Annotated in this window: 25 protein-coding genes; all 25 read right to left on the reverse strand. The window is 57.9% G+C overall.

The window, feature by feature from the left end; translation table 11 throughout:
- Nucleotides 1-138: 138 nt before the first annotated feature.
- A complete protein-coding gene (locus PD282_RS16015; RefSeq protein WP_274651654.1) occupies nucleotides 139-414 on the reverse strand; it encodes an HU family DNA-binding protein in 276 nt (91 codons plus the stop codon).
- Between the two features lie 299 nt (nucleotides 415-713).
- Entirely contained in the window at nucleotides 714-2,192 is a 1,479-nt protein-coding gene (gene spoIVA / locus PD282_RS16020) for a stage IV sporulation protein A (RefSeq protein ID WP_274651655.1), read from the reverse strand.
- A 333-nt stretch (nucleotides 2,193-2,525) separates the two neighbouring features.
- Complete coding sequence (locus tag PD282_RS16025) at nucleotides 2,526-3,272, reverse strand: DUF3939 domain-containing protein (RefSeq protein WP_274651656.1); 747 nt, start codon at nucleotides 3,270-3,272, stop codon at nucleotides 2,526-2,528.
- A gap of 13 nt (nucleotides 3,273-3,285) precedes the next feature.
- Nucleotides 3,286-3,630 carry a 2Fe-2S iron-sulfur cluster-binding protein gene (locus tag PD282_RS16030; protein WP_274651657.1) on the reverse strand — a complete coding sequence of 115 codons (345 nt, stop codon included), beginning with the start codon at nucleotides 3,628-3,630 and terminating at the stop codon, nucleotides 3,286-3,288.
- A complete protein-coding gene (locus PD282_RS16035) occupies nucleotides 3,627-4,226 on the reverse strand; it encodes a nucleotidyltransferase family protein (RefSeq protein WP_274651658.1) in 600 nt (199 codons plus the stop codon). The genes PD282_RS16030 and PD282_RS16035 overlap by 4 nt, the downstream gene beginning before the upstream one ends.
- A gap of 19 nt (nucleotides 4,227-4,245) precedes the next feature.
- Complete coding sequence (locus tag PD282_RS16040) at nucleotides 4,246-4,542, reverse strand: 2Fe-2S iron-sulfur cluster-binding protein (protein ID WP_274651659.1); 297 nt, start codon at nucleotides 4,540-4,542, stop codon at nucleotides 4,246-4,248.
- A gap of 36 nt (nucleotides 4,543-4,578) precedes the next feature.
- Nucleotides 4,579-4,758, reverse strand: a complete 180-nt coding sequence (locus PD282_RS16045) for a DUF2768 family protein (RefSeq protein ID WP_274651660.1) — start codon at nucleotides 4,756-4,758, stop codon at nucleotides 4,579-4,581.
- A gap of 177 nt (nucleotides 4,759-4,935) precedes the next feature.
- Nucleotides 4,936-5,217, reverse strand: coding sequence for a stage VI sporulation protein F (locus tag PD282_RS16050; RefSeq protein ID WP_476703962.1), 282 nt, complete (start codon nucleotides 5,215-5,217; stop codon nucleotides 4,936-4,938).
- A gap of 47 nt (nucleotides 5,218-5,264) precedes the next feature.
- Nucleotides 5,265-6,320 carry an NAD(P)H-dependent glycerol-3-phosphate dehydrogenase gene (locus PD282_RS16055; RefSeq protein WP_274651661.1) on the reverse strand — a complete coding sequence of 352 codons (1,056 nt, stop codon included), beginning with the start codon at nucleotides 6,318-6,320 and terminating at the stop codon, nucleotides 5,265-5,267.
- A gap of 1 nt (nucleotide 6,321) precedes the next feature.
- Complete coding sequence (gene plsY, locus PD282_RS16060) at nucleotides 6,322-6,924, reverse strand: glycerol-3-phosphate 1-O-acyltransferase PlsY (RefSeq protein ID WP_274651662.1); 603 nt, start codon at nucleotides 6,922-6,924, stop codon at nucleotides 6,322-6,324.
- Nucleotides 6,925-7,002: 78 nt separating this feature from the next.
- Nucleotides 7,003-8,325: a ribosome biogenesis GTPase Der gene (der, locus tag PD282_RS16065; protein ID WP_274651663.1), complete on the reverse strand. Its 1,323-nt coding sequence runs from the start codon at nucleotides 8,323-8,325 to the stop codon at nucleotides 7,003-7,005.
- A 101-nt stretch (nucleotides 8,326-8,426) separates the two neighbouring features.
- Nucleotides 8,427-8,612 (reverse strand): capping complex subunit for YIEGIA, encoded by a 186-nt coding sequence (locus PD282_RS16070; protein ID WP_274651664.1) that lies wholly within the window; start codon nucleotides 8,610-8,612, stop codon nucleotides 8,427-8,429.
- Entirely contained in the window at nucleotides 8,605-9,531 is a 927-nt protein-coding gene (locus PD282_RS16075; RefSeq protein ID WP_274651665.1) for a YIEGIA family protein, read from the reverse strand. The genes PD282_RS16070 and PD282_RS16075 overlap by 8 nt, the downstream gene beginning before the upstream one ends.
- 1 nt (nucleotide 9,532) lies before the next feature.
- Nucleotides 9,533-10,162: a YphA family membrane protein gene (locus PD282_RS16080; protein WP_274651666.1), complete on the reverse strand. Its 630-nt coding sequence runs from the start codon at nucleotides 10,160-10,162 to the stop codon at nucleotides 9,533-9,535.
- Nucleotides 10,163-10,350: 188 nt separating this feature from the next.
- Nucleotides 10,351-11,574 carry a 30S ribosomal protein S1 gene (gene rpsA / locus PD282_RS16085; protein ID WP_274651667.1) on the reverse strand — a complete coding sequence of 408 codons (1,224 nt, stop codon included), beginning with the start codon at nucleotides 11,572-11,574 and terminating at the stop codon, nucleotides 10,351-10,353.
- Between the two features lie 92 nt (nucleotides 11,575-11,666).
- Entirely contained in the window at nucleotides 11,667-12,251 is a 585-nt protein-coding gene (locus tag PD282_RS16090; RefSeq protein WP_274651668.1) for a lysophospholipid acyltransferase family protein, read from the reverse strand.
- Between the two features lie 3 nt (nucleotides 12,252-12,254).
- On the reverse strand, nucleotides 12,255-12,950 hold the full coding sequence (cmk, locus tag PD282_RS16095; RefSeq protein ID WP_274655268.1) for a (d)CMP kinase: 696 nt from the start codon (nucleotides 12,948-12,950) through the stop codon (nucleotides 12,255-12,257).
- Between the two features lie 139 nt (nucleotides 12,951-13,089).
- Nucleotides 13,090-13,302 carry a hypothetical protein gene (locus PD282_RS16100; RefSeq protein WP_274651669.1) on the reverse strand — a complete coding sequence of 71 codons (213 nt, stop codon included), beginning with the start codon at nucleotides 13,300-13,302 and terminating at the stop codon, nucleotides 13,090-13,092.
- Nucleotides 13,303-13,398: 96 nt separating this feature from the next.
- On the reverse strand, nucleotides 13,399-14,052 hold the full coding sequence (locus tag PD282_RS16105; RefSeq protein ID WP_274651670.1) for a flagellar brake protein: 654 nt from the start codon (nucleotides 14,050-14,052) through the stop codon (nucleotides 13,399-13,401).
- 113 nt (nucleotides 14,053-14,165) lie between these two features.
- On the reverse strand, nucleotides 14,166-15,500 hold the full coding sequence (ypeB, locus tag PD282_RS16110) for a germination protein YpeB (protein ID WP_274651671.1): 1,335 nt from the start codon (nucleotides 15,498-15,500) through the stop codon (nucleotides 14,166-14,168).
- 337 nt (nucleotides 15,501-15,837) lie between these two features.
- Nucleotides 15,838-16,536, reverse strand: coding sequence for a glutamic-type intramembrane protease PrsW (prsW, locus tag PD282_RS16115; RefSeq protein ID WP_274651672.1), 699 nt, complete (start codon nucleotides 16,534-16,536; stop codon nucleotides 15,838-15,840).
- 64 nt (nucleotides 16,537-16,600) lie between these two features.
- Nucleotides 16,601-17,851, reverse strand: coding sequence for a Glu/Leu/Phe/Val family dehydrogenase (locus tag PD282_RS16120; protein WP_274651673.1), 1,251 nt, complete (start codon nucleotides 17,849-17,851; stop codon nucleotides 16,601-16,603).
- A gap of 143 nt (nucleotides 17,852-17,994) precedes the next feature.
- Nucleotides 17,995-18,603 carry a genetic competence negative regulator gene (locus PD282_RS16125; protein ID WP_274651674.1) on the reverse strand — a complete coding sequence of 203 codons (609 nt, stop codon included), beginning with the start codon at nucleotides 18,601-18,603 and terminating at the stop codon, nucleotides 17,995-17,997.
- A gap of 289 nt (nucleotides 18,604-18,892) precedes the next feature.
- Nucleotides 18,893-19,198 carry a hypothetical protein gene (locus tag PD282_RS16130; protein WP_274651675.1) on the reverse strand — a complete coding sequence of 102 codons (306 nt, stop codon included), beginning with the start codon at nucleotides 19,196-19,198 and terminating at the stop codon, nucleotides 18,893-18,895.
- A gap of 172 nt (nucleotides 19,199-19,370) precedes the next feature.
- Nucleotides 19,371-20,213, reverse strand: a complete 843-nt coding sequence (locus tag PD282_RS16135; RefSeq protein ID WP_274651676.1) for a metallophosphoesterase — start codon at nucleotides 20,211-20,213, stop codon at nucleotides 19,371-19,373.
- Nucleotides 20,214-20,243: the final 30 nt, after the last annotated feature.

The following is a 20,243-nucleotide window of genomic DNA, read 5'->3' on the forward strand; positions in this document are numbered from 1 at the left end:
CGAACCGCAAAAATCAGTCTACTGGAATTTGATGCGGATGTCAATAGAGACGTCGCAGGAATTCGGCCCGCAAATGAAAAACGTCCGGATGCGGCAGCGCATCCGGACGCGGAACGGCGCGACAGGCGCCGCCTACTCTTAGTTGGAGCAAAGATCTTTAAGCGATTTGCCCGCTTTAAACGACGGGATCTTGCTCGCCGGAATATCGATTTCTTCACCCGTTTGCGGGTTGCGTCCTTTGCGAGCCTCGCGGTTTTTCACCTCGAAGTTGCCAAATCCGACCAGCTGAACCTTGTCTCCGCCCTGGAGCGCATCGGCAATCGCGTCGAATACGGCGTCAACCGCTTTCGATGCGTCTTTCTTGGACAGGTCGGTCAACTCGGCTACTTTTGCAATAAGTTCCGTTTTGTTCAATTCATTCACCTCCCCTGCAGAAAACTCTTAAAAGACATTCATTATCATTCTGTTTAACCGAAACCGGAAAAAATATACATGCGCAGCCTCGCAGACCAGGCGGCTGAACGTCGGCAGCGCCTAGACTTTGCGGCCTGCCGCGCGGCGCGAACAGATTTATAGTAATACAGAAGTCTATACAATTTCAAGAGGCAAGGCAAGTTTTCCCCCCTCAAGGCCGTAGACGGAACGCTTGAAGGCCAAGCAAAAGGAGGCGTGCGCAGTGCGCGCATGCCTCCTGTTTTTGGCCTATCGATCTGCTAGAGGATGATGGCGATCAGTCCGCCGGACCCTTCGTTAATAATGCGGCCGAGCGTTTCCTGCAGCTTGTAGCGGGCGTTGTCGGGCATCATGGCGATTTTCCCCTGGATGCCTTCGCGGACGATGGAATGGAGCGAGCGGCCGAACATATCGGAATCCCATACCTTGATCGGATCGTTCTCGAAATCCTGCATCAGGTAGCGCACGAGCTCCTCGCTCTGCTTCTCCGTACCGATGATCGGCGCGAATTCGGACTCGACGTCGACCCGGATCATATGGATCGACGGCGCCGTCGCCTTCAGCCGGACCCCGAAGCGGGAGCCTTGACGGATCAGCTCGGGCTCATCCAGCTGCATCTCGGCCAGCGTCGGCGCGGCGATGCCGTAGCCGGTCGTTTTGACCATTTCGAGCGCCTCCTGGAACCGGTCATATTCCCGCTTCGCATGGGCGAATTCCTGCATGAGCTGGAGCAGGTGGTCTTTGCCGCGGATTTCGACGCCGACCACTTCCATCAGGATTTGGTCGTACAGTTCGTCCGGGGCGTAGAGATCGATCTCCGCGACGCCCTGCCCCATGTTCATGCCGCTGAGGCCGGCGCGGGCGATAAAATCGTATTCCATAAACTGGCTGACGACGCGGTCGACATCCCGCAGTCTGCGAATATCCTTCACCGTATCGCGGACGGAATTCTCGTAATTGCTGCGCAGCCAGTGGTTCTCGCTGAGGACCATGACCCAGCTCGGCAGGTTGACGTTCACCTCGTGAACCGGGAACTCGTAGAGCACCTCGCGGAGAACGCCGGTTACGTCTTCCTCGCCCATCGTCGCCACGCTCATCGTCATGACCGGAATATCGTATTTGGCCTGCAGCTCGCCGCGGAGCTGGAGCGCTTCCTCGCTGCGCGGACGCGTAGAGTTGACGATGAGGACGAACGGCTTGCCGACCTCTTTCAGCTCGTTAATGACGCGCTCCTCGGCTTCCACGTAAGAGCTGCGGGGAATTTCCGCGATTGTACCGTCCGTCGTGACGACGACGCCGAGCGTCGAATGCTCCTGGATCACTTTGCGCGTGCCGATCTCGGCCGCTTCCTGAAACGGAATCGGTTCCTCGAACCAGGGCGTCGTAATCATGCGCGGGCCGTTCTCGTCTTCGTAGCCCTTCGCGCCGTCAACGGCGTAGCCGACGCAGTCAACCAGCCGGACGTTCACTTCGAGCCCTTCGGTCACCCGGAGCTGCACCGCCTGGTTCGGAACGAATTTCGGTTCCGTTGTCATAATCGTTTTGCCTGCCGCGCTTTGGGGCAGCTCGTCAATCGCTCGTACCCGATCGGCCTCGCTGGTGATGTTCGGCAGCACAACCGTCTCCATGAACCGCTTGATGAAGGTTGATTTGCCCGTGCGGACCGCACCGACGACGCCGAGGTAAATATCCCCGCCGGTTCGTTCGGCTATGTCCTTGAAAATGTCTACTTTCTCCACTGAATATCCCCTCCCAATCGAATTTCGCCAGCACATGGACGTACCGTTACTGCCGCGTTTCCTCCTGCCGAAGTAGTCGCCCGAGGTTCACCGCCATTCGCCGTATCCGAGTAAACCAGCGACGCAACTCGTACATGAATTTGGACTAGTAATAGCTTATTGCGCATCCGCCCCGATTATGACGGTGCCGGCAATGAAATCTTTCGAATTTCCGGCTGCCGGCCCGGGCCTTCCAAGATTGAGATATATGAGAGAACGCGCACGCCTATTCCTTCGGATGCGAAAAAAACCTCCCCGGGCATCACGCCCGGAAGAGGTTTTAAAGGTCGGAGGTTACTTCAGCATCGCCTGCGGCTCACCGTTTACGAGACGATAAACGGCCGATTTGACCGGAACGAAGTCCGATCCGTTCACAAGCAGCGTCCGCAAATCCTGCCCGGGCTCCGGCTTCGCGGCGCCCTGCTTGTTCAGCTGCTGCATAATATCGCTGCCGTAATCGAGATACACGTTTCCCTGTGCATCCATCATCGTGAGGAGCGGCTGTCCGGTAAACATGCTGTTCATGACCGGCTCCTTCAGCGGCTTCAGCTTCGAATAATCGATATACGTGAAATCCGGATATGCCCGCTGGCCGGCCGGCAGCTTCCCGCCATGCGCGCCGACGTAGGCCTTGACCGCGGCCTGGACATCGTTAATCTGCTGATAGAATACGAGATTCATCAGCTTCACGGTCGGATCTTTTTCTTCGTTAATAATCAGAAAATAGTAGCCGCCGCCGTTCTCGAAGGCGCTGGGCGGAATTTCCGATAAATAATTCATCTCCTGAAGCTTTTCGAAATCGACCCGATATTTCTCGTAAACCGGCGTATCCTCCGTGCTGTTCAAAATCGGCAACAGGCCCGTATCCTTCTGATATTGGTCGATTACCGCCTGCACGGTGAGAATCGCATCCTTCGGGGGCCGCTGGTTCTGTTCGAGCCTGTCCCGCGGATAAAGGCAGCCGGAGAGGAGCATACAAACAGCAAGCATCAGCGCCGCCGCGGCAGTCCGTTTGAACGTAATCATCGTTGATTTTTTCACTCCCGGTTTCCGTTTACCATAAATCATCGTCTTCCGCCTGCCGCTCCAGCTGGCGCCGGACCGCCGCCTTCAGCGGGTCCTCCGGCACCTCGACAACCGCATTCCCGGCAATCCGGGCCTGGCAGGCAAGCCGTGTCCCCTGCTTGTCAAGCCCGGCCAGCTTGCGCCGTTCCTGCTCGCTCAGGGGCGAGAGTCCGCCGCGGGACGGCGCCGTTACCTTGCACATGAGGCAGGACGCTTTGCCGTCGCAGCGGGTGCGGATCGGGACGCCGGCACGTCTGGCGGCATCCAGTACCGTTGTTCCGGGACGAACGGCGATGCGCTTGCCCGAAGGTAGAAACGTGATGTGCGGATTCATTCGGCTTCCTCTCTTTCAGGGTCCGACAGGTGCAGGCGGATGCGCCTGACCGACTCGGCCGACAGCGCATTGCGCGTTTCGATTTCCCGGAAAGCCGGCAGATGCTTCTCCGGCTCGGAGCGGATCGCCCTTGCGATCAGGCGGGTCCGGTCCGATCTCCCACGCAGCAAGTTAAACCACATCTCGTGCGCGAGCGGCACGAGCCCCACCGGGTAACGGCCGGCATGTACGACGATCCGCAGCGGATGCAGCACGCTTCTGACCTCAACGGCGTACCGGTCGGCCCCCGACGCGACGACAAAGCCGCCGACCAGCTCCACGTTCACGCCTTCGATACGGTAATGGCTCAGCACGGAGCGGTAAATGGCGCTGACGCTTTCGACCGGCTCGTCGACGGCATAAATCCGCAGCGCTTCGTGCAGGAGCGCCGCATCGGGCTTATCGGCGTAAAGGTCCAGATCGCGCGGCGGCTTTTCCAGGGCAAGCCCCCGGAGCCGTAGACCGGCGCTGCCCCCGACTAGCCACGAGGCTCCGGAGCCGGAGACCCGTTCGGCGATAACCGCAAGCGCCCGCTCAATCGGGTCGGTGTCGTTCATGTCGTGTACCACCTCCGGCCTAAAAATACGGACGATTGACCGCTTTAATCGGTCCCGCCCCCTGCTTCACGACCGCCTGGCACGCCAGCCTGTATCCCTGCTCCAGCTCCTCCGGCTCCAGCCGGTCCCATTCGGCGTCCGTCGCTTCTTCCAGTCCGCCGGCGCCTTCTTCGATCAAACAGCGGCACCGTGCGCAGGTGCCCCGCGTGCAGGCGAACCCCCAGTCGATGCCGTGCCCGACTGCCAAATCGAGCAGCGTCCGCCCCGGTTCCGGCTCGATAGTTTTCGTTTGCGTTCGTCCGGTCATTTCGATCATAATACAGCGTCCCTTTCCGTCTTGTGAATGTGCGCGTTATGTAATGGACAACAGCCCGAGCAGGCCTCCGATCAGAAGAAGCGCAAAGGCGACGAAGGAGGTTATGAAGCGCAGCAGCCCTTTGAGCTTCATACGAGCGAAGGTAATCAGCACGGCCGCTACGACCATGAGTCCGATGCCGACAAACGACACCCACATTTTTGTCATTGGATCCATACGACGTTAACTCCACCTTATCCCAAGGAAATATTCGTTCTATTATACCATTACCGGTATGGAGGCGGCTACTTTCCAGCTTGACCAAACGGTCCGTGACGTCAAAAAAAAGGACATCGGCGGGCGGGCGCCTGCCGACGATTGTCGGGGCGGCCCTGCCATCGATGTCCCCCAGAATTACTTCTTCAGCATCATCTTCATCAGCGCTTCCATGTTGCTCGTATTCATCCCGCTTTTCTTGACCGCTCCGACGATATCGTTAATCGTCTGCTCGGTTACCGGCACCTTTGCCATCGCCGATACCTGCTTGATCAGCTTGCGAAGCTCATCTTCGTTCTGCATCGTATGTTCGTTTACGCCGCTGGCCAGCTTTTTGACCGCATTTTCGGAAATCGGCTTCCCGGTTTTTTTGCTGACGGCGTTCAGGACATCTTTGGAAAGATTGTTTTTCCCGCTCATGCTTTCCCTCCCATAAGCATCGTAAGCGCCGGACAGCGCTCCTAGCATCATATGAGGGGAGGACGGGATTGGTGTAGGCTCCAGGAACCGGCAACCTCTTCCATTTCATGCGTGCGGATGCGGCCCATCAAATCTTCGACCGCTTTACGGGGCGGCTTATGATCGAACAGGACGTGATACAGCTGTTCCGTAATCGGCATGTCGACCTCATGCCTGGCCGCAAGCTCGCGCGCCGCGCTTGTCGTGCGGACGCCCTCCACGACCATGCCCATCTTGGCGAGCACCTCGCCGAGCGGCATGCCGCCCGCCAGCATCGACCCGGCCCGCCAGTTGCGGCTATGTTTGCTTGTGCAGGTGACGACAAGATCGCCGACGCCGGCAAGTCCGGCGAAGGTGAGCGGATTCGCCCCCATCGCCACGCCGAGACGGCTGATCTCGGTCAGACCGCGCGTCAGCAGCGCCGCCTTCGCATTGTCCCCGAAGCCGAGTCCGTCCGACAGACCGGCCCCCAGGGCGATGATGTTTTTGATCGCCCCCGCCACCTCGACGCCGACCACGTCCGGATTCGTATACACGCGAAAATGCGGTGCGATGAACCAATCCTGCGCAAGCTCGGCCGATTCCTGGCAGACCGATGCGACGACGACCGTCGTCGGCTGGCGGCGGACGACTTCCTCGGCATGGCTTGGCCCCGAAAGCACGACGAGCCGCCGAGGATCCGTATTCAGCTCTTCCTCCAGCACCGACGACATTCGTTTCAGCGTATCGGCTTCGAAGCCTTTCGTGGCATGAACGCAAAGCGTCTCGCTGCCGATGAAAGGCGCCGCCTGCCTCGCCACCTCCCGCATCGCCGCGGACGGGGCGACGAACACAACCAGCTCCGCTCCCGAGACGGCTTCTTCGATATCGCTTGTCGCGCGGATCGTATCGGGCAGCGCCGCATCCGGTATGAACCTGGCGTTCCGGTGTTCCCGATTGATTTCGCCGGCCTGGCCGGCGCTGCGGGCCCACAGCGTGACCTTGCAGTCGTTCATCGCAAGCACCGTCGCCAGCGCCGTGCCCCAGCTGCCGGCAACGAGTACGGCCGCCTTCCGTTTGTTCATGCTACCCCCTGCCTTTTTTTGCACCCAGCTTGTTTTCTGTGCCGTTCAGCAGCTTTACGATATTGGAACGATGCCGGATAAAGGCGAATACGCAAATGACCAGACTCGCCCACAGCAGCGCCATCGGTTTATGCTGCAGCCAGATAAATATCGGCGTCAGCAGCGCGAATGCCAGCGAGCCGAGCGAAACGTAGCGCGTAATGGCGATAATCGAAATCGTCAGCACGCCGGCGATCAGCGCCGGCACGAATGCCAGCGTCGCCACCGCTCCGACCGTTGTCGCAATGCCTTTGCCGCCCCGGAAGCCGAAATATACCGGCCAGTTATGCCCGGCAATCGCGGCCAGACCGCATAACACGGGGCCCCAGTCTCCGGTTGTCAGCCAATGGCCGATCCATACGGCGGCCACTCCCTTTCCGATATCGAGCAGAAAAACGAAGACCGCGGGCCCTTTGCCCAGAACCCGAAGCGTGTTGGTTGCGCCTGCGTTGCCGCTGCCGTAGCTGCGGATATCGATTCCTTTCACCCATTTGGCAATCAGGATGCTGAAGGATATCGAGCCTAACAAATAACTGAGCAATACCGCGATGACTGTATACGCCATGTTTACTCCCCCACTGGCCGAACATTCGCCCGACCTGCCCATGATAAAACGTTTCCGGAAGCTCCGTGACCGTTCCCGTTAATCCTCGTCGGATTTGCGGCGCGTGAAAATCCGAATCGGCGTCCCCGAGAAGTCGAAGGAGGCGCGGATTTTATTTTCCAAGTACCGCTCGTACGAGAAATGCATCAGCTCCGGATCATTGGCGAACAGGACGACCGTGGGCGGCTTGACCGCAACCTGCGTCACATAGTTGATCCGCAGCCGTTTCCCCTTGTCCGTCGGCGGCGGATTAAGCGCGATCGCATCGGAGACGACGTCGTTAAGCAGATGCGTTTGAATACGCATCGCGTGCTGCTCCGAGACATGCGTAACGACCGGCAGCAGCTTGTGCAGGCGCTGCTTCGTCTTGGCCGACAGGAAAACGATCGGCGCGTACGTCATAAACAGGAAATGATCGCGGATCTTCTGCGTAAACTGCTGCATCGTTTTGTCGTCCTTCTCCACGATGTCCCATTTGTTGACGACAAATACCGAAGCTTTGCCCGCTTCGTGCGCAAATCCGGCGATATGCTTGTCCTGCTCGATAATGCCTTCTTCGCCGTTAATCAGCACGAGCACGACGTCCGCCCGCTCAATCGCCTTCAGCGCGCGCATGACGCTGTATTTTTCCGTCGTTTCGTACACTTTGCCGCGCTTGCGCATACCCGCCGTATCGATCAGGACGAATTTCTGCCCGTCGTGTTCGAAAGGCGTATCGATCGCATCTCGGGTCGTTCCGGCGACATCGCTGACGATTACGCGCTCTTCCCCGAGCAGCGCATTCACAAGGGAAGATTTGCCGACGTTCGGCCGGCCGATCAGCGCAACGCGGATGACGTCCTCCTCGTACGGCTCTTCCTCCGGGTCGGGGAGCTTCTCGACGGCGGCGTCGAGAAGATCGCCGATGCCCGTGCCGTGAGACCCCGAGATCGGATAAGGCTCGCCGAAGCCCAGGTTATAAAATTCGTAAATATCGTCGTGACGGTTGAAATTATCGACTTTATTGACGGCTACCACGATCGGCTTTCTCGATCGCAGCAGCATTTGGGCCACTTCGTCATCCGCTTGCGTCAGACCGGATTTGGCGTCGACCATAAAAATGATCACATCCGCTTCTTCAACCGCCAGCTCGGCCTGCATCCGAACGGATTTCATGATTTCGTCTTCGCCGCTGATCTCGATGCCTCCGGTATCGACGATGCTGAACAGCCGGCCGTTCCACTCGCCCGATCCGTAAATCCGGTCGCGGGTCACGCCCGGCTTGTCTTCCACAATCGCTAACCGGTCGCCGATGACGCGGTTAAAGATCGTAGACTTCCCCACATTGGGCCTTCCTACGATGGCGATAATGGGCTTAGCCATAGTTTCACTCCTTAAACCGTTTACGGCATCTGCCGTAAATGGACGGTCTCAAAACCTCACGCCTTTCATCATAGCAAAAAACAACACGCTTGGCTAACATTTCATTCGCTTCGATGATCGACCAGAATATAGGAGCCGTTCTTCAAATCTTGTACCGAGGCGTCCAAAATTTTTTCCAGCAAAAAAGCGGTCGATTCCCGTTTTTTCGGGTCCGGTTCAATAAAAATCGGAGCGCCGCCGCCTACTGCATCCCGCTCCGTCGTTACGATAGCCACGATTTTAGCCATGCTGCCGCTCCTTTCCTTTGTTCACGCCGGCTTCCGTCGGCATGCGGACCGCCGCTTCGAGAATCGGCACCCGCCGGATGATTTCCAGCGCTTTCTCCGGCTGTCGCTCCTGCGGTAAAATAAAGACGGCCAGCCTCCCGTCCTTGATGTCCAGCTTGGCCAACGGAATGAGCGCCGGCTCCCCGTCGTCCCGGTAGACGCCGAGAATCGTGGACAAGTCGTAAAGGAGCGCCTGACGCTGGCCCAAGTTGCTGAGCGTCGCCTTGCCGTTCGGGTTGTACGGTGTCAAAATGATCCCGAGCCCCCGTTCGCCGATGATTTGCCGGTTCGAGGTCAACCCGACATTCATGATATAAATATCGCCGACATATAAATCGGGGCCGTCCACCCGGACCGGAGCACTCTCGGCCAGTGCGATATGGGAGATCGATTTGCCCGATTTCAGCGCCTTCACGATAAGCAGCAGCAAAATGCCGGCGGCCGCGCCGATCCAGTAATCCAGCGCGAGCGAGGTCAGCGCCGTCAGCAGCGCCGTCAGGATAACAAGGTAATTCCGTCCTTCAAATACCATTGCAATCCCTTCGATATAAGTCGCTCCGCGGGGAACGAGCTCCAGACTGTCGATCTTCTCCAGCGTGTCCCGCTCCATCTTTCGGACATCGCGAAACTGCTGCGCCGCCAGCGTCAAAAACGTAATGGCGGTGTAGTTTTTCTCGTACAGCGCCGGCACCGCAACCGCCCCGAGCGCCGCGGCGATGACACCGAGCGAAATGTGAATTATCCGGCCGTGCGGATAGGTAGGGTACTGCCTGTAATCGGTACGGAGCATGATCAGTCTGGCCGCAATACCGAAGCCGAGTCCGAGCAAAATGCCGTATAAAATATGATGCGGCTCGCCGATATTGTAATGGTTCCACATATTACGAGTTCCCTCCCCGTTGTTTCAGACGGCTGCCGTTGACTCGCTCGGACGCCTGCCGAAGCAAAAGCCTTGCGCAGCCGGTAAGCCGGGCGGCAAGCGCTGCCAGCGCGAGCCCGTCCCACCAGGCGGGACCGCCGATTTCGGCGGCGGGCTGCGACAGTCCGGGCTGCAGCAGCCCGGACAGCGGGGCCGCCGCCGCCGCCGCTGCGGCAATCGCATAGTGCAGCCGCGCTTTATCCGACAACAGCCCGGCGGCCGCACCCGCAAGCAGCGGGCCGTCCCATTCGGGACGGATCAGGACGAACACCGGATCCGCCGCATACATGCACCGGATCCACACCCATAATAACCCCGCCAAGCCGGAGCAAGCAGCAAGAAGCGCCGTTTCGCCCCCATTGCCCCGGGTGAGGACGTACGCCATCAGGCAGACGAGCAGAAGCGCCGCACTGCCGCTGATTCGAATGCCGCTGCCAATCGGCCACTCATAAGCGTGCAGCCATACGGCGGCAGCGAGCAGCAGCAGCAAGACTGGGGCGGGCGGAGCCGCGTCGTTACGTTCCCGCCAGCCCGTTATATACAAAATGCCTCCGATCAGCCCAAGCCAAAGCGCCGTATATCCGTCATTCACTTCTCTCACCTCTTGATGCCTGTATTATGCGCCTTCCATTCCCGGGCTAATCGGCTGCGGGGGCTGGACAAAACATACAAGGCGGCCTTTCTCGCCCAAAGCTGCCGTCGCCCGCCCGAAAAAAAAAGCCGTCCGTCCGGCTCGATGGCCGAACAGACGGCTTTCCCTCACCGTTCGCAGCGGAACGGTTATTTCAATTTACTCAGCTTGTCGCCGAAACGTTCGCCAAGCGTAAAGCTCATGCTTTCGTTGCTCAGGCTGACGTTCGGGTTGTTCAACTCCACCTTCGGCTCGCGCGAGCGCGAAGGACGCTCGGAACGAGGCGCCTGCTCCGGCGCTTCTTCCGTTTCCTTGATGCTGAGGCTAACGCGCTTCTCGGACGGATTGAAATCGAGCACCTTCGCTTTTACTTCCTGCCCTTCCTTCACCACTTCATACGGTGTGGCCACATGACGGTGAGCGAGCTGGGAAATATGAACGAGGCCTTCGACGCCGGGTGCGATTTCCACAAATACGCCAAAGCTGACAATCCGGCGAACCGTACCCGTTACGATATCCCCGGTATTGAATTTGCCGTTAGCAAGCTCCCATGGCCCCGGCTGCGCAGCCTTGATGCTCAGGCTGATTTTGCCTGCGGCCGGATCGACCTTGAGCACCTTCACGCGCACGCTTTGACCTTCGGAGACGACGTCCCTCGGATGCGCGACATGCTGCCAAGACAATTCGGATACGTGCACGAGCCCGTCGATGCCGCCGATATCGACAAAAGCGCCGAACGGCGTGAGACGCTGCACCGTGCCGTCAATTTCCTGCCCGACCTGAAGCGAGCTCATGATCTGCTGCTTGTTCTGCTCGAACTCTTCGTCAAGCACTTCTTTCTGGGACAGGATCACTTTGTTGTTCTCGCGGTCGATTTCCTTCACTTTTACGCGCAGCTTGCGGCCTTTGTAGTCGCTGAAATCCTCGACGAAATGGCGCTCGACCATCGAAGCGGGAATAAAGCCGCGCACGCCCACATCGGCGACGAGACCGCCCTTAACGACGTCGGCTACCGTCACCTCGAACGTTTCACGCTCGTCGAAAAGGCGCTGCAGCTCATCCCAGGCGTTCTCGCTGTCGATAGCGCGTTTGGAGAGCACGAGCCGCTCCTTCTCGTCATCGATGCTGACCACTTTCAGTTCAATTTCTTGACCGACCTGTACCGCATCGGCAGCGCTGTCTAGCTGAACCGAGGAAAGCTCACGAAGCGGAATGACGCCGTCATATTTATATCCAAGGCTTACAAAAGCTTGGTTATCTTCGATTTTGACGATCGTACCTTTCACCGTGTCGCCTTTTTTCAAGGACACAAAATTGTCCATTGCTTCTTGGCTGATCGTTTCGGATTCCTGAACTTTCGTTTCTTCTGACATTTGCAATAACCTCCTCAATTCATACCCCAACTTTATTTAAACGTGCCGGCCGGCAAATGAAACACCGAGCGCGGCTCCCGTCTAAAACATGATTATCGGCCGCGGTCTTCGCGAACCATCTCGCGAATACGGGTCATAATCGTTTCGGTCAGTTTATCGAGCACATTGGAAGAAGAATCCTGAATAAATGCGGATAAATCGATTGGCTGACCGTATCGGATTACGACCTTGCTGAAAAGCCGGTAGTTGCCGGTAATCGCTACCGGAATCACCGTCGCCCCGCTGCGCAGGGCGATCATCGCTGCGCCTTTCTTGCCCGCGCCGGAAGGCGCTCTTCGCGACCCCTCCGGAAAAATGCCCATCACCCCGCCGTCCCGCATCAGCGCGATCGCCGTGCGGATCGTATCCTTGCTTACCCCGCCCCGCTTGACAGGGAAGGCGCCGAGCGCCCGGATGAACGGGCCGAAGAGCGGAACGTTAAACAGCTCCTGCTTCGCCATGTAGTGCACTTTGCGGTTCACCATCACCCCGACGGTCGTCGGATCCAGGTTGCTCGTATGGTTCGAGCATAAAATGACGGGGCCGGCTGCGGGAATATTGTCGAGGCCCTGCGCTTCGAACCGGAACAGGACCGCATACAGAACGCGAAGGAGGCTGCGGCAGACGTTATATAACATAGTTTACTTCGCCTCCGCCAATTTGGTTCGGCTAAAGTCCAGAATTCGCTGCACGACTTGTTCGATCGTCAGCCCGGAGCTGTCGAGCAGGATCGCGTCGCTTGCCCGGACAAGGGGCGAATGCTCGCGCTGCTCGTCGCTGCGGTCGCGGTCGGCAATTTCCTGTTCGAGCTGCTCGATCGGGATTTTCTGATCGTCCGGCAGCTCCTCGAACCTCCGGAGCGCTCTCACCCGTGCGCTCGCCGTCAAGAAGATCTTGAGCTCCGCACCCGGCAATACATGCGTTCCGATATCGCGCCCGTCCATGACGATGCCTTTCTCGACGGCATAATGCCGCTGCAGCTCGACAAGCCTGCGCCTTACCGGTTCATGGGAGGCGACCTCCGAAACGCGAAGCGTCACTTCGCGCGAACGGATTTCGGCCGTAACGTCTTCCCCGTTCAGCAGCACCGTCTGCCCTTCCGGTCCCGGCTTCAGCCGGATTTCCAGTCCGGCGACAAGCTTGCTCAGCTTGTCCCCTTCATCCGGTCCGATATTCGAACGGTTAGCGGCGAGCGTGACCGCGCGGTACATGGCGCCGGTATCGATATAGATGTAGCCGAGACGTCCGGCAACCATGCGCGCCACCGTGCTCTTCCCGGCCCCTGCGGGGCCGTCGATCGCAACGTTGATGCGGCCGCCGTCGCGTTCCCCTTGCATGCTCAAACTGTGCTAACCCTCCCCAGGAAGCCGATAGCGGCTGTAACCCCACCGTAGTCATCAAGAAAAAAGCAGGCTCTGCCTGCGATTGTGAAAATTATACCACAGCGGGATAGGAGATGCAAAGAAAGCGAGCCCGCTAAAAAGGGATTCCCTCGAGCCTGTCCACTCCCGTTATCCATATTCTGACTTCCGGGATTTGCAGGGCCAGCTGGCTGACGGCAACGGCGATCAGCAGCGCGATTACGATCTTTCTCAGCAAATTCGCCACTTCGTCGGACAGCTGCTCCGGCTTTTTCCGGGGCTTGGACAGGAAAAGCTTCCCTCCAAGTTTGGAAAACATTCGCAGCATCGGCAAATCGCCTCCTTCGCTTTATTCTGCGGATAGTGTGATCCGTCGCATTTTCCTTTATACGCGAAAGAAGGAATATTCAGGAAGTTTAGCCCGTCACTGCTTGCGGATATCGAGCTGGCGTTCGAAGCAGAAGCGGATAATTTTCTGCCTTTCGCCATCCGTCACTTCGGTAAATTTGGCCATCACCTGATTTTTGCCGTTTTCGAGCCCCTTGATGCGCACGATCTCCGCCTTGAATTGAGCATGTTCGAGCGAGCCGTTACGGTAAGGAATGAGCAGCCAGCCGTCCAGCTCAATTCCCTGTCTGACGGGCCACTTCGGGTCCGCGAGAAAGGAAACGCCGCCCCCTCCGACATCGTCGGTCATGCAGACGAAACGGACGTGCGGCGGAATTCGGATAGCGAGCTCCAGCTCCGCTCCGACGCGCAAAAAATTTCGCCGCTGCGCCTTCGTAATGGAAGCCGGATCAGGCTTCCGGATGCGAATCAGCCGCACGACGTCATCCTTGAAGCCGGTGACGTGCGAGTTAAAATAATGCTTGATGCCGTCCTGCGTCATATAGAAAGCCGAAAGCTCATCTCCCAAATAGAGTCGTTTAAATTTTCCGTTCCGTTCCATGATCGGCACGTCGATCAAGAGATGGCCGTCTTCTTCGTCGGCAACGCGCGATTTATACTCGACGGCCGCTTCCGCCTGGTCGGGCGAAGCGACTTGTATGTACAGAAACTGGTTTACTTTAGGCAGCATGACCCGGTTTTCCCTCCTCTTTTCCACGATTATAGCACGATGTGTCGATATTTGGTGGAAAAGCAGGGAAAAGAAAAGGGCGAAGGTTAGGTCCTTCGCCCCAAGCGCGTCCTTCAGCCCGGCATCTGCTCGACCGCTTCCTCGGCTCCCGTCAGCGCATTGATATAAATGCGGTACATGGTGCCGTTTATCCTGCCGTTATATTCGTAGCACAGCACTTCTTGGCCGACGTCGTTTTTGATCAGCGCCTTACGCTGCGTCCTCACCTCGAAGCGCGGATTCAGCTTCTTGCGCGCCTGCGCCTCGCTAAGCTTCGGCTTCGGCAGCGTCCGCTTGTGGTGCTCGTAAGCGTAATCCGTCGCCGTCAGTCCGAGGGCCTCGCCGTTATCCAGCGCAATTTTTACCGTCAGCTTGTCGGGATAAATGTAAACCCCGTCCTGCGTGCCGACGAACGTGAATACCGCCGCCGCATCGTATTGATCGTAATTGATCGGTTTCATGCCGGAATACCCGTGCGCTTCCAGGAACGACGACGCGGCCTTCTGCGCTTCGCCGATTCCGATGGACGTTTCCGCCGGCGTACGCGGATTCGTATACGATACGAGCTTGCCGCCCTTTTGCGTATAATCGAGCTCGATCGGGTTATCCGGATTGCCTGTTTCCACGGTTGCCGTAAACGAAGAAAACTCCGTTGCGTGCCCGTTCTCCGCTACCCGGATGCGGCTTGTGTCGTCCAGGTTCAAAAACGCCGCCGCTTTTCGTTTAATCTCCTCCGGCGTTGCCATGCTGCCGCTCAGCATGCGCACCGACCGCTTCTCGTACATGCTGGCGACCGACGGACCCCAGTTGATTTCCGGGTACTCGCTCACTTTTTTGTCCACCGTTTTGAAGCCGTCGATAATCGTATTGTCCCGGCCGGTTTTCTCCGAAGCGATTGCGATCTCGACGTCCATCCAGCGCAAATTGTTCGCGATGACCTTGTCCTGCACGCTCTGCAGCTGCTTTGTCAGATCGTCCGACCTGGCGTAAAGCGTCTCCAGCGTTTTGTACTCGTCCTTCGTGAGCGGCTCGGCCGTCAAATCGCGCACCGATGTTTTGTACGCGAAGTTCGAAATATGCGACAGAAAATCCTCCGTCTTGTTGAACGGAAGCAGCGTCAGCGGCAGCTGGTTGATTTCGTTCTGCGCCTGGCTGGTCAGGCGCCATACGTTCACGAGCCCTTTGCGATGATACCCCTGCGAGCCGGTATGTACCGCAAGCGTATTGCCGAGCTCGCGGTGAAGCTGGTTCATATGGTAGCTCAGATCGTGAAACGCCCGCTGATACTGGTTTTCGGCTTTGATCAGGATGGAGTTTTTCTCCTGGTGCTCCTGGTAGCCCCAATAGATCGAACCGATAAAAAGCAACGTCATCACCGGAAACAATACGGCGCTTAATCGCTGGTACATGACAAAAGCTCCTTTCGTGTGCAAAACCTGGTGTTAGTTTGGTTTGCCCGAAGGAGCTTTATGCATGTTTTTCAAGTTGGCCCGGCGCCGGGGACGCATGCGGAAGGCGGCCTTTACAGGCTCAGCTCCTCCACCTCGAAGTCCTCCGTATTGTTGCATAAACATTGCTTAAACCCGGTATCGATCCGGTCCTTGTCCCTCCTGCCGCGCAGCACGAATTTTTCTCCGCACTGGTTGCACCGGATCGTCACTTTGACACGTGCCGAAATCGTCGTTCCCTCCCCGCTTCGAAAGCGTTAAGCTGACAGCCGTTTTACCCCTATTATGGACGGAAACGCTACAGCTTAACCTCTTCCTCGCGCGCATGCAGCCGGAACGGAGAGCGCGAATTCGCGCGTTGAATCGTTCGCATGCCTTTCACCCACAAAAAAGCCATCAGCGGCACGATGAACCATACCCAGTACGCTCCGCCGGAGCCCGTTATCCAGTCGTAAACCCCGTGCTCGAGAACCGGAAGCGACAGCGCGAGCAGCAGAAAGCTGCGCTTTTTGCCGCCCTTCGCGGCAAATTTGGCTTTGCCGACGTAATAACCCATCGTCACCCCGAACAGCGCATGGCCGGAAACGGGCAGAAGAGCCCGGACGAGCAGCGAACCGAACGAAACGGGCTGAAAAAAGGCGTACAGCACGTTTTCCGCCGTAGCGAAGCCGAGCGATATCGCCGTGGCGTAGACGATGCCGTCGTACGGCTCGTCGAATTCGGTATGATTCAGGATGAAATGGTACAGCAAGAACCATTTCAGTCCCTCTTCGACGCCGGCGGAAATGCCAAACGCGAAAACTAGCGGCTGCTCCCCCCACCAAAGCGAAAGCCCGCGTTGAATAATGACGGTCGGCAGTACGACGAGCACGCCGAGCAGGAATAATTTGACGACCATATGCACCGGCTCGGACTCGTAGCGGTCTTTCAAGTAAAAATAGGTAAGCAGCGCAATTCCGGGCGCCAGTGCGGCTGCCAATATGGAAAATAACAGCATTCCCGTTCCACCTCCCCTGGCGGGCTGCAGCAGCCGGATCCGGCCGCCCTGCCCGCGGCGGGCGCTAGATCCAGCCGCGCAGCCGCGCGGCTTCGGCCATTTTCCGAACGCCGACCATATAAGCCGCAAGTCGCATATCGACATTGCGTCTCCGGTGCAGCTCATACACCTGATTAAATCCGCGGACCATCATTTCCCGCAGCTTCGTATCGACTTCCTGTTCGGACCAGTAATAGCCCTGATTGTTTTGCACCCATTCAAAATAAGATACTATAACGCCCCCGCCGCTGGCAAGCACGTCGGGCACGAGCAGGATGCCCCGGTCGGTCACGATTTTCGTCGCTTCCAGCGTGGTCGGGCCGTTCGCCGCTTCGACGATGATTTTCGCCTTAATATCGGCGGCGTTTTCGGACGTGATTTGGTTCTCGATCGCCGCCGGCACCAGAATGTCGCAATCGAGCTTCAGCAGCTCGTCATTGGTGATCGTATCCCGGAACAAGTTCGTCACCGTACCGAAGGAATCACGGCGTTCCATCAAATATTCGACGTCGAGCCCATCCTCATTATACAACGCCCCGTTCACATCCGAAATACCGATCACCTTGGCGCCTGCCTGGTGCATAAAATGAGCCAGATAACTACCCGCGTTGCCGAAGCCTTGAATGACGACGCGCGCATTCTGGATCGGGATGTTTTTCCGATTCAGCGCCTCGTCGACCATGATGGCGACACCGCGCGCGGTGGCGCTTTCCCGGCCGAGCGATCCCCCGAGCACAAGCGGCTTGCCCGTGATGAACGCGGGCGAATCGAACTCGCGGATCCGGCTGTACTCATCCATCATCCACGCCATAATCTGCGCGTTCGTCATGACGTCTGGCGCAGGGATGTCCTTGGTCGGTCCGACAATCTGGCTGATCGCGCGCACATAGCCGCGGCTCAGCCGTTCCAGCTCCCGGAAGGACATTTTGCGCGGATCGCAGATGATTCCGCCTTTTCCGCCGCCGTAAGGCAGGTCGGCAATGCCGCACTTGAGGCTCATCCAGATCGACAGCGCCTTCACCTCGTTTTCGTTCACATCCGGGTGAAAACGTACGCCTCCTTTGGTAGGGCCGACCGCATCGTTATGCTGAGCCCGGTATCCGACGAAAATGCGCGTCTTTCCGTCGTCCATCCGCACGGGGAAGCGGACAGTCAGCACCCGCATCGGCTCTTTCAGAAGCTCGATCATATCGTCGCCATAGCCTAACTTGCGCAGCGCATCTTCGATGACAATTTGCGTCGACGTCAGCACGTCGTTGTTTCCCGTTCCGTTCACGGAACCGTCACCACCTTTACAATGTCTAATATGGGCGGCAGCTTCACCGTCTATGCGAATGCGGAAAAGAACCGAAAAAAAAATAAAAAGCATCAGGCAAAAGGGCGAAAGCCCAGCTGCTGATGCGTGTATAAGCGCTCCGTTCAAAAATAAGTGCAAATTTCCGCAACGGCCTGCGCAGGAATGACCACTTTTCCGTATTCGTCGAGCACGGCCGTCGTCACCGAGGCCGCATCGCCGAATTCGGCGAGCAGCGCAATCATGGCGTGGTAACGAGGCTGCTCCATGCCTTCGGCTTCGAAGGCCAGCATATATTTGCCGTTGTAGGAGTATAGCCGCCCGTCACTGGTCAGGCCCGAATCATGAAGCCGCCGGCTGACGGCGATTACGTCTTCGATGTCTTTGAATGCATATAATACGACGTCGCTCTGTTCCAGCGTCACTTCAAGCTCATATACGTCTTCCTCGTTCTCGTCCTCGTCATGAGTACGATCATCGGGCCGCACGTTCACTTTGCCGCGGGTGACGATGACGACCATGCCCTGGGCCGGCAATGCGAAAACCTCGACCGCGAGCGGTCCGCTGGCATCGAAGCCGAGCTCGTTGTAGGCTTGGTCCATCATCTCGCTGAACAGCTCATGCACCTTCGGAATTTCGCGCCACATATCTTCCTTCTGGATCCCACGTTCCAGCAGGTCGTCGAACGTCAGAAAAATTCGTATTTTGTCTTGATTGAGTCGTTCGATTTTCATGATAGGATCCTCCTTCTCGAGAGCATCTTTCTGCTTCGTTGATGCGGAGCAAAACTTGTACCTCGAAAGCGCATATTAAGGCTGTATCTGTTATACACAGCGTATGACGCTGCGGCCGTTTGGTGAATAAATCGCGCTATGCAACTATGTTATCATGTATGTCCCCGGAATGCACGAAAAAATGCCCGTTCCAACGCATAAAAAAGAATCGTTTGCACCGCCATTATTACATACGTAAACGGACGGCCAAACGATTCTTTTTTTTGAACCGGAACCGGTCTGGAAAGGATTAATGCGTGCCCGCTTCCGACATGATTTCATTCGCCTGCTTCTTCACGGCGGGATCGCTGTTCACCAGCTTCTCGATCTGTCCCCAGGCTTCGCCGGATTGATGTGCGGCATGATGTCCCGCGCTTGCCGCGGCATCGCCGAATTTGCGGTTCATTACCGCGCCGACCGCAGAGCCCTTCATGCCCGACCACGCTTCATTCGCCGCCGAGCTTGCCAAAGCGAACATGCCCGGGCGCCGCTTCGCCATATAAGCGGCCGCAGCGATTCCTACGATGCCGCCGACCAGAAAACCGGACCATCTCATTGCTCCATCCTCCTTTGTATGATGAAATCAATGTTATTGTGGCCGTCTGTACGAGCGGTCATCCGGTCATAAAAAAAGGAAAAGGAGCGGCCTGCTCCCAAGTGTACGAAGGTTTCGAATTGCGAGAGACCTTAACCCCGGCAATGTGTTGGCGAGCGATCCGGCTAGGCCCTCACCGGTCAACAGCCGAGCCCTTGCCTGTGGTCAGGGTAAACAGATGAAGCTCGGCCGGCGTCCCGAACCGGATCGGCATCCCCGACGTGCCGAAGCCGCAGCTGACAAACATCCGGAACGTCTCGCCGCCGGGCTGTTTAAACGGCCGGAACCAGCCGCAGCGAAAATTCATGACGGAGAATCGCCGGACGAGCGGCCCGAGCAGCGGAAGCACGACCTGCCCGCCATGCGTGTCGCCGCATAAAGCAAGGTCGATTCTCATGTCCGGCGAAATTCGGGTGGCGATAATCGGGTCGTGCGCCAGCAGCAGTGTGAACGACGGGCCGCCGCCTTCCGGCTCTTCGAGCGCCAGCGGCAGCCGGTCCCGCTCCGTTCTCGGATCGTCCACGCCTGCGAGCCGGATGCGGCTGCCGCCTTTCTCGAGCACGACCGATTCGTTCGACAGCACGCGCACCCGTTCCTCTTCCAGCATGACCTCGAGCGGGCGGATATCCATCCTGTGATCGTTATTGCCGTATACCAGATAGATCGGGGCGATCCGGCGCAGCTTGCGGATGTTCGTCCGGCTCCGCGCAAGCGGCACGCCCTTCTCGCGCAAATCGCCGCCCACCAGCACCAGTTCGGCGCCGCCCGTGTCGGCGCACCGAGCAATAACCGCATCCGGGATCACGCGGCGGTGCACATCGCTTATAAACAGTACCCGGGTGCCGTCAAACCCGCCGGGCAGCCGTTCGTGCGCTACCGTTTGAACGTCCAGCCGGTAACGGAACGAAGCCGCGACCATATATCCCGCGAACAGCGCGGCCGCAGCCGCTGCAGCCGCCAATACCCATAAAACCATATCGCACCGAACTCCTTCCGCGATGTAAAA

Origin of the sequence: Paenibacillus humicola, assembly GCF_028826105.1 — a bacterium.
GTDB lineage: Bacteria > Bacillota > Bacilli > Paenibacillales > Paenibacillaceae > Paenibacillus_Z > Paenibacillus_Z humicola.

Coding starts and splice junctions, on each gene's coding strand:
- PD282_RS16030 (WP_274651657.1), bottom strand. CDS start 3,630: ATGAATCCGCACATCACGTTTCTACCTTCGGGCAAGCGCATCGCCGTT.
- PD282_RS16035 (WP_274651658.1), bottom strand. CDS start 4,226: ATGAACGACACCGACCCGATTGAGCGGGCGCTTGCGGTTATCGCCGAA.
- PD282_RS16040 (WP_274651659.1), bottom strand. CDS start 4,542: ATGATCGAAATGACCGGACGAACGCAAACGAAAACTATCGAGCCGGAA.
- PD282_RS16045 (WP_274651660.1), bottom strand. CDS start 4,758: ATGGATCCAATGACAAAAATGTGGGTGTCGTTTGTCGGCATCGGACTC.
- PD282_RS16050 (WP_476703962.1), bottom strand. CDS start 5,217: ATGAGCGGGAAAAACAATCTTTCCAAAGATGTCCTGAACGCCGTCAGC.
- PD282_RS16055 (WP_274651661.1), bottom strand. CDS start 6,320: ATGAACAAACGGAAGGCGGCCGTACTCGTTGCCGGCAGCTGGGGCACG.
- plsY (WP_274651662.1), bottom strand. CDS start 6,924: ATGGCGTATACAGTCATCGCGGTATTGCTCAGTTATTTGTTAGGCTCG.
- der (WP_274651663.1), bottom strand. CDS start 8,325: ATGGCTAAGCCCATTATCGCCATCGTAGGAAGGCCCAATGTGGGGAAG.
- PD282_RS16070 (WP_274651664.1), bottom strand. CDS start 8,612: ATGGCTAAAATCGTGGCTATCGTAACGACGGAGCGGGATGCAGTAGGC.
- PD282_RS16075 (WP_274651665.1), bottom strand. CDS start 9,531: ATGTGGAACCATTACAATATCGGCGAGCCGCATCATATTTTATACGGC.
- rpsA (WP_274651667.1), bottom strand. CDS start 11,574: ATGTCAGAAGAAACGAAAGTTCAGGAATCCGAAACGATCAGCCAAGAA.
- PD282_RS16090 (WP_274651668.1), bottom strand. CDS start 12,251: ATGTTATATAACGTCTGCCGCAGCCTCCTTCGCGTTCTGTATGCGGTC.
- cmk (WP_274655268.1), bottom strand. CDS start 12,950: ATGCAAGGGGAACGCGACGGCGGCCGCATCAACGTTGCGATCGACGGC.
- PD282_RS16100 (WP_274651669.1), bottom strand. CDS start 13,302: ATGCTGCGAATGTTTTCCAAACTTGGAGGGAAGCTTTTCCTGTCCAAG.
- PD282_RS16105 (WP_274651670.1), bottom strand. CDS start 14,052: ATGCTGCCTAAAGTAAACCAGTTTCTGTACATACAAGTCGCTTCGCCC.
- ypeB (WP_274651671.1), bottom strand. CDS start 15,500: ATGTACCAGCGATTAAGCGCCGTATTGTTTCCGGTGATGACGTTGCTT.
- prsW (WP_274651672.1), bottom strand. CDS start 16,536: ATGCTGTTATTTTCCATATTGGCAGCCGCACTGGCGCCCGGAATTGCG.
- PD282_RS16125 (WP_274651674.1), bottom strand. CDS start 18,603: ATGAAAATCGAACGACTCAATCAAGACAAAATACGAATTTTTCTGACG.
- PD282_RS16130 (WP_274651675.1), bottom strand. CDS start 19,198: ATGAGATGGTCCGGTTTTCTGGTCGGCGGCATCGTAGGAATCGCTGCG.
- PD282_RS16135 (WP_274651676.1), bottom strand. CDS start 20,213: ATGGTTTTATGGGTATTGGCGGCTGCAGCGGCTGCGGCCGCGCTGTTC.